General features: G+C 43.2%; 11 protein-coding genes and 1 pseudogene. 8 read left to right on the top strand and 4 right to left on the bottom strand.

Going from position 1 to position 14,118, the window contains the following annotated elements; genetic code table 11:
- Window positions 1-5 precede the first annotated feature (5 nt).
- On the bottom strand, window positions 6-776 hold the full coding sequence (locus tag Q1W14_RS05375) for a 5'-nucleotidase (RefSeq protein WP_300699761.1): 771 nt from the start codon (window positions 774-776) through the stop codon (window positions 6-8).
- A 1,120-nt stretch (window positions 777-1,896) separates the two neighbouring features.
- On the opposite strand from Q1W14_RS05375, the gene rplS reads away from it, so the two are divergent.
- The gene (gene rplS, locus Q1W14_RS05370; RefSeq protein WP_300699760.1) at window positions 1,897-2,250 is read left to right on the top strand and encodes a 50S ribosomal protein L19; all 354 of its coding nucleotides are present in this window, start codon (window positions 1,897-1,899) and stop codon (window positions 2,248-2,250) included.
- Window positions 2,251-2,328: 78 nt separating this feature from the next.
- Here rplS and Q1W14_RS05365 read toward each other — a convergent pair whose 3' ends face one another.
- Window positions 2,329-3,309 (bottom strand): ROK family protein, encoded by a 981-nt coding sequence (locus tag Q1W14_RS05365; protein WP_300699759.1) that lies wholly within the window; start codon window positions 3,307-3,309, stop codon window positions 2,329-2,331.
- A gap of 177 nt (window positions 3,310-3,486) precedes the next feature.
- Here Q1W14_RS05365 and Q1W14_RS05360 point away from each other — a divergent pair, with 177 nt between their 5' ends.
- From Q1W14_RS05360 to Q1W14_RS05335, 6 genes are all read left to right on the top strand, one after another.
- Window positions 3,487-4,203 (top strand): ABC transporter ATP-binding protein, encoded by a 717-nt coding sequence (locus Q1W14_RS05360; protein ID WP_300699758.1) that lies wholly within the window; start codon window positions 3,487-3,489, stop codon window positions 4,201-4,203.
- 10 nt (window positions 4,204-4,213) lie between these two features.
- Window positions 4,214-5,467 (top strand): ABC transporter permease, encoded by a 1,254-nt coding sequence (locus Q1W14_RS05355; RefSeq protein WP_300699757.1) that lies wholly within the window; start codon window positions 4,214-4,216, stop codon window positions 5,465-5,467.
- Window positions 5,468-5,503: 36 nt separating this feature from the next.
- Window positions 5,504-6,748, top strand: a complete 1,245-nt coding sequence (locus Q1W14_RS05350) for an ABC transporter permease (RefSeq protein ID WP_300699756.1) — start codon at window positions 5,504-5,506, stop codon at window positions 6,746-6,748.
- Window positions 6,749-6,804: 56 nt separating this feature from the next.
- Window positions 6,805-7,911 carry an efflux RND transporter periplasmic adaptor subunit gene (locus Q1W14_RS05345; protein ID WP_300699755.1) on the top strand — a complete coding sequence of 369 codons (1,107 nt, stop codon included), beginning with the start codon at window positions 6,805-6,807 and terminating at the stop codon, window positions 7,909-7,911.
- A 27-nt stretch (window positions 7,912-7,938) separates the two neighbouring features.
- Complete coding sequence (locus Q1W14_RS05340; protein WP_300699754.1) at window positions 7,939-9,267, top strand: TolC family protein; 1,329 nt, start codon at window positions 7,939-7,941, stop codon at window positions 9,265-9,267.
- Window positions 9,268-9,435: 168 nt separating this feature from the next.
- Window positions 9,436-11,376, top strand: a complete 1,941-nt coding sequence (locus Q1W14_RS05335) for a biosynthetic peptidoglycan transglycosylase (RefSeq protein WP_300699753.1) — start codon at window positions 9,436-9,438, stop codon at window positions 11,374-11,376.
- Between the two features lie 53 nt (window positions 11,377-11,429).
- Here Q1W14_RS05335 and Q1W14_RS05330 read toward each other — a convergent pair whose 3' ends face one another.
- Together Q1W14_RS05330 and Q1W14_RS05325 are read right to left on the bottom strand one after the other, a co-directional pair.
- Entirely contained in the window at window positions 11,430-12,317 is an 888-nt protein-coding gene (locus Q1W14_RS05330; RefSeq protein ID WP_300699752.1) for a hypothetical protein, read from the bottom strand.
- Between the two features lie 115 nt (window positions 12,318-12,432).
- Entirely contained in the window at window positions 12,433-13,272 is an 840-nt protein-coding gene (locus Q1W14_RS05325) for a S1-like domain-containing RNA-binding protein (protein WP_300699751.1), read from the bottom strand.
- A 237-nt stretch (window positions 13,273-13,509) separates the two neighbouring features.
- On the opposite strand from Q1W14_RS05325, the pseudogene Q1W14_RS05320 reads away from it, so the two are divergent.
- Window positions 13,510-14,118 (top strand): annotated as a pseudogene (locus tag Q1W14_RS05320) (malate dehydrogenase); the annotation flags it as partial.

The raw sequence follows: 14,118 nt of genomic DNA, 5'->3' as shown, positions 1-14,118 counted from the left end.
GATTATCAATTTTCAACTGTTACTCGTCCCTCAATGCGGGATGTAATCTTTTTGCCTGCTGCCGTCTGCTGTTCCACATACTTCATGAACAAACCACGTAAGACAAGTGCATCAGGACATTCTCTCTTTTCGGCTTGTGGAAAAGCAGTCATTCCATCGTTACCATCCGCCAGATAATCAATCGTTGCGACCGTATAGAGTTGATCGTCTACTACCGGTTTGCCACCAATAGTACCTTCCAGCAACTTTCCATCTTTGTTTATCTTCAGTTGGATGCCACTTACTCCTTCACCCAGTCTAGCTGCAACATTCTCGAATAAAATTTTCAATACAGAGCCTTTCATCGTGAGCACACATAGCGAATTTTCAAATGGCAATATCTCATAAATCTGTTCTACCGTAATAGGCCCTTCCGTCAACATACTACGAATACCACCGACATTCATCAATCCCACATCAGCCGGTTTACCTATCACCTCAACTGCCGACTCACGCAATACGTCCGCCACCAAATTAGCCAACGGGCTCTCTGGCCTGAACCGATCCATTGACATCTCAGCCGTCCCCACCACATGATACATTATACTATCCATTTGTGCTTTATAAGGTGCAAGCAAGGTAACTGCCTCTGCATCCGGTTTTGCATCCCAAGTGGAGTCTATTGGTATCCTCTCACCCGTAACATTCGTTACTTCATAAACAGAATGACAAGATGTCAACAAAAGCAGTAGTGTAAGTGCTGCCGACGAGAAGAGTTTTAAATAAGGTCTATTCATGTTTTATTGTTTTTTATTGCTACAAATATACTTTTTCTTTTTTGCTCTCAAAAGAAGGGGAGTACTTTTCTTTTGCCTTGATGCAAAAGAAAAGATACCAAAAGAAAACATCAAGGCTGCACTTTCGGAGCTACTCCGGTAGTATCAGAAGAGGACGGGGCGAAAACTTGCGCTTCGCGCTTCGGACAAACGCCCCTTAAACCTCTTCTGATACTACCTGCGCTTGACGCTCCTACAGTGAGGCCGGGAAACCATGCGGCGGGGAAGTGCTATATACTTGATTAAATGAAGAACTAAAAATGAAAGTAATACTATTAGTCAGAGTATCTACAAAGACACCAGATTTTGACGAACAAGAAAGAGTAATCTTTGAAATAGCGATAAAGGGATTCTATTTGTAATTGTGTAATCTGACACAGATAAGTGCATCACGTGACGCACTTATCTGCGTTGCCCTTCGCACTTATCTGCGTCAGTTCTTTCAGTCTCCACGGTATATCTAGTACCTTGAATGACACCTTTGGCATGTATTTTCCCAACTTTCTTATATGTAGTATTATATAGTATATATATATTAAATATATACTTTTCGCATACGTATAAAAAGTTATAAAAGAAGGTGACAAAGGTGTCATTCGAATGAATTAATTCAACTACTGATTCGCATATGTAATGAGGCATCAACCCCTGTATTTATGAACCAAAACATCCACCTCCATCTCAACGCAAAACAAAAAGATACCATAAAGCAAATCAATCCTGCGCCTCCACCGCGCAGCTTCGGGCATAGGCGTAGGTGCGTCAGCGGAGGCACTGTCAGGCGCAGGTAAGGGGCGTTTGTCTGAGCGAAGCGAGTTTTCGCCCCGTCTGCGAATGGCAGTGTCGGAGTAGCACCGTAACCGAAGCCCTTGATCTTTTCTTTTTGGTATCTTTTGCTTTTGCATCAAGGCAAAAGAAAAAGTACTCATGCATCAAGGCAAAAGAAAAAGTACACAATCTCTTGTAGATGTGGCAAATAATTCGTTACTTTGCACCGCTTTCGCGCAATCGCTGTCAGGAGACACAGAGAGAAGCCTGGTATGTTGCGTTGTAACGATCAAACAATTTAAGTAATAAAACAATGGATTTAATTAAAATTGCAGAAGAAGCATTTGCTACCGGTAAACAACACCCGAGCTTCAAAGCAGGTGACACTGTTACTGTAGCATATCGTATCATCGAAGGTAACAAAGAACGTGTACAGTTGTACCGTGGTGTTGTTATCAAGATTGCCGGACATGGTGAAAAGAAACGTTTTACAGTTCGTAAGATGTCTGGTACTGTTGGTGTTGAACGTATTTTCCCGATTGAATCACCGGCTATCGATAGCATCGAAGTGAACAAAGTGGGTAAAGTTCGTCGCGCTAAATTGTACTACCTGCGTAAACTTACCGGTAAGAAAGCTAGAATTAAAGAAAAAAGAGTTAACGGTTAATCTGTTAGATTCTGATTTCGAAATAAAAAAGGGAAACTTCATGGAAGTTTCCCTTTTTTATTTCTTTCAGTAATCAGCTTACTTAATCTCTTTCAACTCCCATCCCAATGCGCTGGCTCCCAATACAGCAGCGTCAGAGTCTTTCAATTCAGATACCAACAATTTGCATTTGCCTTTGTATATCTGTAGGATATTGTCATCAATAGCTTTCTGAATAGGCTTCATGATATAGTCACCTGATTTAGCCAAACCGCCAAACAGTACTATAGCTTCTGGACTTGAGAAAGCGATGAAGTCAGTCAAAGCTTCGCCCAGGATGGTACCTGTAAATTCGAAGATATCTTGTGCCAACTTGTCACCTTTAACGGCTGCATCATATACATCTTTAGAAGTTATGTTTTCAGCAGGAATAGAACGTAGCAAACTAGGTTCTGTACGTGCAGCGAGGAATTCGCGTGCAGAGCGTGCCACACCTGTAGCCGAGCAATAAGTCTCCAAGCATCCGTGACGTCCACATCCGCAGAGGCGACCATTTTCACGACGAATGATAGTATGACCTAACTCACCGGCAAAGCCATCATGTCCGTATACCATCTGACCGTTGATAACGATACCACTACCTACACCTGTACCAAGAGTAATCATGATAAAGTCTTTCATACCACGGGCAGCGCCATATGTCATCTCACCGATAGCAGCAGCATTCGCATCATTGGTCAATGCAGTAGGAATGCCTAAGCGTTCTTCAAACATGGCAGCCAATGGAATAACGCCTTTCCAGGGAAGATTCGGAGCAAATTCAATAGTACCGCTATAATAGTTTCCGTTAGGAGCACCAATACCGATACCTTTTATCTTATCGACACCACCGTTAGCTATAATCAATGGAAGAAGGTTCTTGCAAACTTCATTCACATAATCATCAGCCTTTTCGTATGCTCCGGTCTTGATAGAACTGCTTGCTACAATAGTTCCGCGTGCGTCTACGATACCAAAGACGGTATTTGTACCGCCTATGTCAATGCCCACTACATAGGGCTTTTCCATGTTTGAATTCATGATATTACGTTTGTTTAAAGGGTTAGTTAATAACATTAATGGTTACAAATTACACAAAGAAAAACGACACTGCAAAATCTTTTTTTAAAAAACTTTGCTTCATTTGCAACTTTTCGTAACATTGCTGCGTCTAATAAGGAAAAATAATAAGAGAAAAGCAATAAACAGGGAGAAATCGTGATACAGCTAAAAGACATTAACAAGACCTACAACAACGGAGCACCGCTACATGTGCTCAAAGGCATCAATTTAGATATCCAGAAGGGAGAGTTTGTTTCCATTATGGGTGCATCCGGTTCGGGCAAGTCCACTTTACTTAATATATTAGGTATTCTGGATAATTATGATACCGGCGAGTATTATCTGAACGGTACACTCATTAAGAACCTGAGTGAAACAAAAGCAGCCGAATATCGTAACCGTATGATCGGTTTCATATTCCAGTCCTTCAACTTGATTTCATTCAAGAATGCAGTGGAGAATGTAGCCCTTCCTCTCTTCTACCAAGGAGTAAGTCGCCGCAAGCGTAATGCCCTGGCATTGGAATACCTCGACAAGTTGGGATTGAAAGAATGGGCACATCACATGCCGAACGAAATGTCCGGTGGTCAGAAACAACGTGTAGCTATTGCCCGCGCACTTATTACCCAACCTCAAATTATCCTTGCCGATGAGCCTACCGGTGCACTTGACAGTAAGACTTCGGTAGAAGTGATGCAGATATTAAAAGACCTGCACAAGACGGGAATGACCATCATCGTCGTGACCCACGAAAGTGGTGTCGCCAACCAGACGGACAAAATTATCCACATCAAGGATGGTATTATTGAAAACATCGAAGAGAACCTGAGTCACGATGCATCGCCATTCGGAGTAGACGGATTCATGAAATAAAGAATACACTATGTTTGATCTTTTTCAAGAAATAATAGCCACCATCAAGCGTAACAAGTTGCGTACTGCCCTAACGGGCTTTGCTGTGGCATGGGGCATCTTCATCCTCATCGTGCTACTGGGAGCAGGCAACGGATTGATGAATGCACAGAATGACCAGATGGCTTCGCTAGCCATGAACTCCATCCAAGTAGGTGCTGGCTGGACCAGCAAACCTCATGACGGACTGAAGCAAGGCCGTCGCATTCAGCTCAACAACAAAGATCTGGTAATAAGTAGCAGCATGGATAAATATGTGGAAAATGCCGGCGGTGTATTACGCCAGAATAGCGTGAACATCAGCTACGGACAGGAATACGTCAACGAACGACTGATGGGTGTATATCCCAGCTATCTAGATATCCAGCGCCCCACCATTGTAAGCGGACGATTCATCAACCAATTGGATATAGACGATAAGCGGAAAATAGCTGTCATTAACGAGCGTTCGGTAGACGTTCTCTTCAAACACGGAGTCAAGCCACTAGGCAAGATGCTGAATATGGGAGGGGTCATGTTTCAAGTAGTAGGTATATATAAGGATAAGGGTAACGCAGGTGGACAGGATATTTTCATCCCCTTCAGTACCTTGCAAATTGTATTCAATAAGGGAGACAAATTAGACCAGATACTCTTCGCCATCAAGAACCTCAACACGAAGGAAGAGAACGAAGCCTTCGAAGCCGATTACCGTGCGGCTATCGGTGCGCATCAACGATTTGACAAGACCGATGAGGGAGCCATCTGGATGTGGAACCGCTTCACACAAATGCTCCAGATGAACCAAGGAAGCGGATATATGCGTACAGCTATCTGGATCATCGGCCTCTTCACACTACTGAGCGGCATCGTTGGCGTATCGAACATTATGCTGATCACCGTAAAGGAACGCACCCGCGAGTTCGGCATACGAAAGGCATTGGGTGCGCGTCCCTTCTCAATACTTAAACTGGTGATTGTAGAGAGTGTAGTAATCACTGCCTTCTTTGGATACCTGGGCATGGTGCTGGGTGTAGGCGCTACCGAATATATGAATTACGTAGCAGGAAAACAGGTCGTGGACATTGGCGTAGAGCAGGCAACCATGTTTCTCAATCCTACAGTGGACCTAGGAGTAGCCATCCGTTCTACAATGACACTCATCATAGCAGGTACGCTTGCCGGATTGTTCCCGGCACTAAAAGCGGTGAGAACACGTCCGATAGAAGCACTACGGGCGGACTGATAGCAGATATTGATAACTACAGAATTAGAGAAGATTATGAAATTCGATTTAGATACATTCAGCGAGATCCTCGTTACCATCACACGCAACAAGACACGCAGTGCCCTGACAGCATTCGGCGTATTTTGGGGTATCTTCATGTTGGTCACTCTTTTGGGAGGTGGCAACGGATTCAAGGGGTTGATGAGTAGCAATTTCGCCGGATTCGCACAAAATTCAGCATTCGTATGGCCTCAAAAGACCAGCGAGGCTTACAAAGGTTTCCGCAAAGGACGTTGGTGGAGCCTGGACCAGAACGATATGGTACGTATTCGCCAGATAGAAGGTATTGACGTGGTAACCTGTGTACAAAACCGTTGGGGAGTAAGTGCCGTATATCAAGACAAGAAGAGTGACGGCGCCATTATCAAGGGGCTTTATCCCGAATACACCCAAATTGAAGAACAGCGTGCGAAATACGGGCGCTTCATCAACGACATTGACATTCTGGAACAGCGTAAAGTGTGTTTCCTAGGCAAGAAAGTAAGCGAAGAACTCTTTGGCAAAGATGTAAATTCATGCGGAAAGCTGATAAAGGCAGACGGCATCTACTACCAAGTAGTAGGCGTATCGGACGATTCGAACAGCAATATGCAAATTAACGGACGCTCCGAAGAAAGCATCAGTATTCCTTTCACCACCTTTGCCGCAGCCTATAATATTGGTAATGACATCGGTCTGATGTGCCTCACCATGAAGCCGGGCTATAAAGTGACTACCCAGCAACCGCTCATCGAGAAAGTAATTAAACAACACCATTTGATACACCCCGATGACAAACAAGCAGTCACAATGCTGAATGCCGAAGCCATGTTCTCAATGGTCGACTCGCTTTTTGCAGGTATAAACGTACTGATATGGATGATTGGCCTAGGCACATTAATAAGCGGTGTAATTGGTGTATCGAACATCATGATGGTGACAGTAAAAGAACGTACCACCGAGATAGGTATCCGCCGCGCCATTGGTGCTACTCCACGCGTCATTATGGAGCAGATACTCACCGAAAGCATGGTTCTGACTCTGATTGCAGGTATGGCAGGCATATCATTCTCCGTACTTGTATTACAACTAGCAGACATGGGAATACAAATCGAACATCCCAACGTAAACTTCCAGGTTAACTTCGGATTGGCAGTGGGTGCCGCCATCATGGTAGTGATACTAGGCATAACGGCAGGAATAGCACCTGCCTATCGGGCTATGAGCATCAAGCCGATTGAAGCAATAAGGGATGAGTGATGAGTGCTGAGTGATTAATAATTAGTCAATGATAAAATAAAAATAATAATATAGACATGAAAACAAAAAAGTATCTGAAAATCGCATTGCTGGTAGTAGTAGCTGCCTTGTTTATCTGGACATTCGTGTTCCTGTACCAGAAGTCTCAACCTAAAGTGACCGTGTACGAAACTTTAGTCCCGGAAGTAACCGACTTGGAAAAAACCACAGTGGCCACTGGCAAGGTGGAACCAAGAGACGAAGTTCTCATCAAACCACAAATCTCAGGTATTGTTTCCGAAGTGTACAAAGAAGCCGGAGAAACGATTAAGAAGAATGAAGTGATTGCCAAAGTGAAAGTTATTCCGGAATTGGGACAACTGAATTCAGCAGAAAGCCGCGTACGCTTGGCAGAAATTAGTGCAACTCAGGCAGAAACGGATTTTGAACGTGTACAAAAACTTTATAAAGACAAGCTTATCAGTGCCGAAGAGTACGAAAAAGGCGAAGTAGCCGTAAAGAAGGCACGTGAAGAGGTTCAGGCAGCCAAAGATAATCTGGAGATTATCAAAGAAGGTATCACCAAGAATAGTGCCTCTTTCAGTAGTACGCTGATCCGTTCAACCATCGATGGTTTGATTCTGGATGTACCTATCAAGGTGGGTAACTCGGTAATCATGAGTAATACGTTCAACGACGGAACCACTATTGCTACCGTAGCCAATATGAACGACCTGATTTTCCGTGGCAAGATCGACGAAACCGAAGTAGGACGTGTACACGAAGGCATGCCGGTGAAACTTACCATCGGTGCTTTGCAAAACCTCTCTTTCAATGCAGTGTTGGAATATATTTCTCCGAAAGGTGTCGAAGAGAATGGCGCTAACCAATTCGAAATAAAAGCTGCCGTTGCCGCACCGGATAGCGTACAAATCCGTTCCGGCTACTCTGCCAACGCAGAAATCGTATTAGATCGTGAAACGAAAACACTTGCTTTGCCCGAAAGTGTAGTTGAATTTAGCGGTGACAGTACTTTCGTTTATGTAATGACTGACAGCGTACCTGTACAGAAGTTTGAACGCAAACCCATCAAAGTCGGCATGAGCGACGGCATCAAGATCGCCATCAAGAGTGGAATAACCGCCAAAGATAAAGTCCGCGGCGCTGAGAAACAAAGTAATTGATCCTAAACTGATTGAAAGAGAAGTATTATGAATAAAAAGATATTTGTATATCTCGCTATATTGGGCTGTGTATCGGCACAAGCGCAAGAACGCTGGTCTTTGCGCCAATGTATCGACTATGCCATCGAGCATAACATCAACATTCGCAAGAGTGCCAATACCTCTGAACAAAATGCTGTTAATGTGAATACAGCCAAATGGGCGCGACTGCCAAACCTGAATGCGAGCGCCGGTCAGAGTTGGAACTGGGGACGTACCCAAACAGCTATTAAAGACCAGAACACAGGTGACTATTCAACTGTATACGTCAACACCGCCAGCCACGGTACAAATATGAGTCTGAATACTAGTATTCCTATTTTTACCGGATTCGAAATACCCAATCAGTATGCACTTTCCAAACTGAATCTGAAAGCGGCTATTGCTGACCTCGAAAAGGCCAAAGAGGATATTTCCATCAATATAGCCTCAGCCTACCTGAAAGTGTTATTCTGCGAAGAACTTCACCAAGTAGCTTTGGGACAGGTAGGTTTGAGCAAGGAGCAATATGCCCGCATCAACCGCTTGGCAGAATTGGGCAAGGCCTCACCTGCCGAAGTAGCCGAAGCAAAATCGCGTGTAGCGCAAGATGAGATGAAAGCCGTGCAAACGTCCAACGATTACAACTTGTCCCTGCTCGATCTCAGCCAGCTTATTGAACTTGAGACGCCGGAAGGTCTTAAATTGGAATCTCCGGCTATCACCCTAAACTTAGTTCCTCTGACTCCACCGGATGAAATACTTCAGACAGCCTTAGTTAGCAAACCTGTTATTCAAGCTGCACAGTTCCGCTTGGAAGGTAGTAAACACAGCATCCGTATTGCTCAAAGTGGATATTACCCGCAATTGAGTCTGAATGGTAGTCTTGGTACTAATTATTATTCAACGATCGACCGTAATTTCAGTCAGCAAATGAATGATAACTTCAGCAAATACGTAGGTTTAAATCTTAGTGTGCCCATCTTTAATCGTCTTGCCACCCGCAACAGCGTGCGCACTGCTCGTTTAAAAAGCCAATTTATTGGATTAGAGTTGGATAATGCCAAAAAGACTCTTTATAAAGAAATTCAACAAGCCTGGTATACCGCAACTGCTGCTGAGAGTAAATATACCAGCAGCCATGCCGCCGCCATTGCCAGCGAAGAGTCCTTTAAGCTAATGAGCGAGAAGTACAATAATGGTAAAGCTAATGCGGTAGAGTACAATGAAGCCAAACAAAATCTAATGAAAGCCCAGTCCGACGAGTTGCAGGCAAAATATGAATACCTGTTCGACACCAAGATTTTGGACTTCTACAAAGGTATACCTATAGAATGAGTTTTAAGATGATATAAATTAGTTGTTGTATTTGTTTGCTCCCCTCTTTCACTTCTCCCGAAGAAAAAAGAGGGGAGTTTTATTTTCAATCTGCTTATTTACTTACCTTTGCAGCGCAAAACATGCCGGATAAAAGTTATAAGTCATAAGTTATTAGAACAAAGGAAAATGACTAAAAGGAAAATCAATAAAGTTATTATCGGAAGCTGCTTCCTACTCTTTCTCATAGTATCGATAATCTACATCTGCCGTGGCAATATCCTACGTCATATAGCCAACCAACGCATTGTGCATCTTGAACAACGCTTTGGATTGGACATCGTTTATACCGATTTGAATTTGAAAGGTATAAACACCATCTCCTTACAAGGATTGATTATCGTTCCGGAGAATCGTGATACTCTTCTTACTCTTCAATCATTGGATGTCCGCATTAGTTTGTGGAAAATACTTTGGGGAAATGTCAGAGTGAAGAATGTAAAAATGGATGGCTTAGTAATGAACTTTATCAAACAAGACTCCATAGCTAATTATGATTTCCTGTTTTTGCCAGCGCACAACCCGGACGCCACCACACCTCAGGAAGAAAACACCTCTTCCGATTACACTCACCGTACCAATACCTTGCTGAATTTGTTATTCGGTTTATTGCCCGGCAACGGAGAGCTCACCAACCTTAGTATCAGTGAACGGAAAGATCATAATTTCGTAACCTTCCGCATTCCCAAATTCCGTATTGACGACCATCGTTTCCAATCCGAAATATCCATCATAGAAGATACCCTGACCCAACGATGGAGTACCAAAGGCGAAATAAATCCCTCCGAGCGGCGACTGAATGCCAGCATTTATGCTCCCAATTTAACTGTACCCTATATCCACCGCCGGTTTGGTGCCGAAGTCCATTTTGATAGTCTTACATGCAGCCTTTCACAAGAATCATCGAATGGAGCAAATACTCGCCTTGTAGGGCAGTCCGAAGTGCATGGACTACAACTCTATCACAAACGCATTTCTCCTGAAGTTATCAACTTAAATCACGGGAAGCTGGATTTCCATTTAAACATTGCGCCGCAAGCGGTTGAGTTAGACAGTACCAGTCTCATTCAATTCAACGCATTGGCTTTTCATCCGTATCTGAAAGCTGAATGGCAACAAAACAAGGAGAAAAAAAAGACATGGCATTTTACAGCTTCCGTTCACAAACCTTGGTTTGAGTCGGAAGAACTGTTCAGTTCTTTACCCAAAGGTCTGTTTGAGAATTTAGAGGGTATCAGGACCTCTGGACAATTAGCTTACCATTTTCTACTGGACGTAGACTTTGCCCGTTTAGACAGCATGAAACTGGAGTCGGAATTGAGAGAAAAAGATTTTCGCATCCTTAGTTACGGGAAAACAGATTTACGTAAGATGTCCGGTGAGTTTGAATACACTGCTTATGAAAACGGGCAACCGGTACGCATTTTCCCCATTGGTCCGTCATGGGAACATTTTACCCCGCTGGATAGTATTTCCCCTCTGTTGCAGATGTCAGTAATGCAAAGTGAAGATGGTGCTTTCTTCTATCATCAAGGGTTCTTGCCCGATGCTATGCGTGAAGCACTGATCTACGATCTTCAGGTACGCCGTTTTGCCCGTGGCGGAAGTACCATTTCCATGCAATTAGTGAAGAATGTATTTCTGAACCGGAACAAGAATATTGCCCGCAAACTGGAAGAAGCACTTATCGTTTGGTTGATAGAAACCGAACGCCTCACTTCCAAAGCCAGAATGTATGAAGTTTATCTGAACATAGTGGAATGGGGACCAATGATTTATGGTATACAAGAAGCGGCTGATTTCTATTTTGACAAGCGTCCGTCACAGCTGAACATTGAAGAATGTATATTTCTCGCTTCCATCATCCCGAAGCCTAAGCACTTTAAAAGTTCGTTCACAGAAGATGGCAAGTTGAAAGAAAATCAGGATGGCTATTTCCGTCTGCTCACTGAAAGACTGGTTAAGAAAGAAATGATCAGCGAAGCGGAAGCCGTCCAGGTTAAGATAGAAAACCTGCACTTAAAAGGAAAAGCCAAAGATTACTTCAATCCCATAATTGAAGAAGAATAACTTGATACAAGAAACGCGCCAAGCGGTTCATCACTTGGCGCGTTTACTAGCATCTATCTTTCCCGCTTATTCTCAGAAGAACGAGAAGAACTGTTACCTGAAGTTCGTGAACCGGTCGCCGAACTTCTGCGACTTTTGCTGCTCTCCGAGCTTACTCTACTGCTACGTGAGCTACTATTATTATCTCTAGTTTTTGTGTTTTCTACATTCGTTTCACGTGAGCTTCTACTTCCTGAACTACGACGAGTATTACTGCTTTCACTGGAACGTAGGGAAGAAGATTTCACACTTTCTCTAGTACTACTGCCTCTTCTAGTTGAGACACTACCCGTAGGACGAGTGCTTGAATTGGGGCGTATATTCACTGATCCGAAGTCAGAACGGCGGGTAGTGGTATATGCTCTATCGTCACGAAGTCTATAAGATCCTGTATATACAGAATGGTTATGACGTCCCCTATAATAGCTTGCATTATTATAATGAGTACGGTAATGACCTCCACAATATGTGCGGTAATGGTACGGACGCGGGAAATAGAAATGATTATGGTTAGTATAGTTTATATAGACACGGAATGTCCAACGCCCTCCGGTTACATAGATCGGACGGTAGAAATAATCAGCTTGCATAAACCTGCCATATTGACGACTGCTCAAAACCCAACGCAAATCATCGTTGCGTACATCCAGGTAATCGTAATAACGGTTCAACGCCCATTCCTCACCACGAAGGACATCGTCCATCAGATATCTTACGCTAGCTATGAAGTCATAATTTATTTCATACACATCGTTATATTGTTCTGTATTCAAGCCCATTTCATAAGCCATCTTATCCGTAAGAAAAAGAGTTTCTTTACGTATTTTGCTGTTACTCATTGCCGCACTACAGATAGTAGTACTCATCGTTACGGCAAGAAATATAAATAGTATCCGTTTCATAATAGCGTCTTTTAGAAGTTCATACTCTGTCTATTCATCTCTTTTGTAGAAGCAAAAATAGGGGAATGTTTTCCCCTATCCGCTTGTTTATCTCTAATCTTAAATAGGGAAATCCCTATTTAGTGATTAATTTTATTCCTTCTTCTTCCAGCAGTATCAGGTGTTTCTTATACAAATCTCCCACCGCCTTCTTAAAAGTTTTCTTGCTGACACCGAAGATTTCATAAATCTCTTCTGCCGGACTTTTGTCGTTCAATGTCGTTTTACCACCATGCGCACGGATATGATCCAGCAAAGTTTCTGCAAAGTCCTTCACTCTATTTTGTCCCGTTTTTTGAAGCATCAGGTCTATCTTACCATCTTCACGAACCTGCTTTATATAAGCTTTCAGTTCCATACCTGTATGTAAAGGCTGGAAGATTTCACTATCATACAGTAATCCACTATACTCATTCTCAATGATAGCCTTGAAACCTAAATCCGTTTTCTGCCAAATAAGGATGTTTACTTCCTGCCCTGGTTCGTAGGCAGCTTTCTCTTTAGATAAGTAACGGTCTACCTTTGCCGAAGCTACAATACGGTAGCTTTCATCATCCAAATGGGCGTGAATAACATACTTCTTTCCCACCTGCATCTTCATTTTCTGTTCACTGAAAGGAACGAAGATATCTTTCATCAGCCCCCAATCCAGGAAAGCGCCATACTGGTTGATCCAGGCAACTTCCAGACATGCAAATTGCCCCACCTGCACCAATGGCGTCAGTGTGGTAGCCACCAGACGTTCTTCATTATCCAGATAGATAAACACTTTCAACTCATCTCCCGGCTCGCAATTCTCGGGAACATAACGAGAAGGAAGCAAGATTTCTCCCTCTTCCCCACCATCCAAATACATGCCGAAATCGACTTCCTTTACGACCTTCAACGTATTGAACTTTCCTAACTCAATGCTCATAATCTTTCGTTTTGCTACAAAGATAATGTAAACCGGGAGTAGAATAAAATGAACCCGTTCATTTTTTATACCGAGGCGCCACTTATCTTCGCATTTTAGACAAAGATACGATTAAGGAATAACTTTTTGCTTTGAGAGATAACTTTTTTCTATGAACAACTCCTTGGGAAATCGGTTATCTTTGTAACGTAGAAAACAACAGTATAGTAAGTTATTCACTTTTTAAATAATAGAATTATGGAATTTCTGACAAATGACAAATTAACCATTGTAGGCGCAGCCGGTATGATTGGTTCTAACATGGCGCAAACCGCAATTATGATGCATCTCACTCCGAACATCTGCTTGTACGATCCATACGCTCCCGGATTGGAAGGTGTTGCAGAGGAATTGTTTCACTGCGGGTTCGAAGGTTTGAACCTCACTTTCACTTCCGATATAAAGGAAGCGTTGACCGATGCCAAGTATGTAGTATCTTCTGGTGGTGCCGCCCGTAAAGCAGGCATGACACGCGAAGACTTGCTGAAAGGTAATGCCGCCATCGCCGAAGAATTCGGTAAGAACGTAAAAGCTTACTGCCCGAATGTAAAGCACGTCGTTGTCATCTTCAACCCTGCTGACATCACCGGTTTGATTACTTTGTTATATTCCGGTCTGAAACCTTCTCAAGTAACAACTCTTGCCGCACTTGACAGTACCCGTCTACGTAGCGAACTTTCCAAGCACTTCGGTATCGCTCCCGACAAAATAGAAAATTGCCGCACTTATGGCGGTCATGGCGAACAAATGGCTGTGTACGCCTCCACTGCGAAAGTTGACGGCAAGCCGTTGCTCGATATCATCGGC

The organism is Bacteroides sp., assembly GCF_030151085.1.
Lineage (GTDB): Bacteria > Bacteroidota > Bacteroidia > Bacteroidales > Bacteroidaceae > Bacteroides.
This window is presented reverse-complemented; position numbering and strand designations above follow the sequence as displayed.

What these genes read in the sequence shown, in the direction of transcription:
- Q1W14_RS05365 (WP_300699759.1), bottom strand. Translation starts at nt 3,309, where the DNA reads ATGAATTCAAACATGGAAAAGCCCTATGTAGTGGGCATTGACATAGGC.
- Q1W14_RS05355 (WP_300699757.1), top strand. Translation starts at nt 4,214, where the DNA reads ATGTTTGATCTTTTTCAAGAAATAATAGCCACCATCAAGCGTAACAAG.
- Q1W14_RS05345 (WP_300699755.1), top strand. Translation starts at nt 6,805, where the DNA reads ATGAAAACAAAAAAGTATCTGAAAATCGCATTGCTGGTAGTAGTAGCT.
- Q1W14_RS05325 (WP_300699751.1), bottom strand. Translation starts at nt 13,272, where the DNA reads ATGAGCATTGAGTTAGGAAAGTTCAATACGTTGAAGGTCGTAAAGGAA.
- Q1W14_RS05335 (WP_300699753.1), top strand. Translation starts at nt 9,436, where the DNA reads ATGACTAAAAGGAAAATCAATAAAGTTATTATCGGAAGCTGCTTCCTA.
- rplS (WP_300699760.1), top strand. Translation starts at nt 1,897, where the DNA reads ATGGATTTAATTAAAATTGCAGAAGAAGCATTTGCTACCGGTAAACAA.
- Q1W14_RS05340 (WP_300699754.1), top strand. Translation starts at nt 7,939, where the DNA reads ATGAATAAAAAGATATTTGTATATCTCGCTATATTGGGCTGTGTATCG.
- Q1W14_RS05350 (WP_300699756.1), top strand. Translation starts at nt 5,504, where the DNA reads ATGAAATTCGATTTAGATACATTCAGCGAGATCCTCGTTACCATCACA.
- Q1W14_RS05375 (WP_300699761.1), bottom strand. Translation starts at nt 776, where the DNA reads ATGAATAGACCTTATTTAAAACTCTTCTCGTCGGCAGCACTTACACTA.
- Q1W14_RS05330 (WP_300699752.1), bottom strand. Translation starts at nt 12,317, where the DNA reads ATGAAACGGATACTATTTATATTTCTTGCCGTAACGATGAGTACTACT.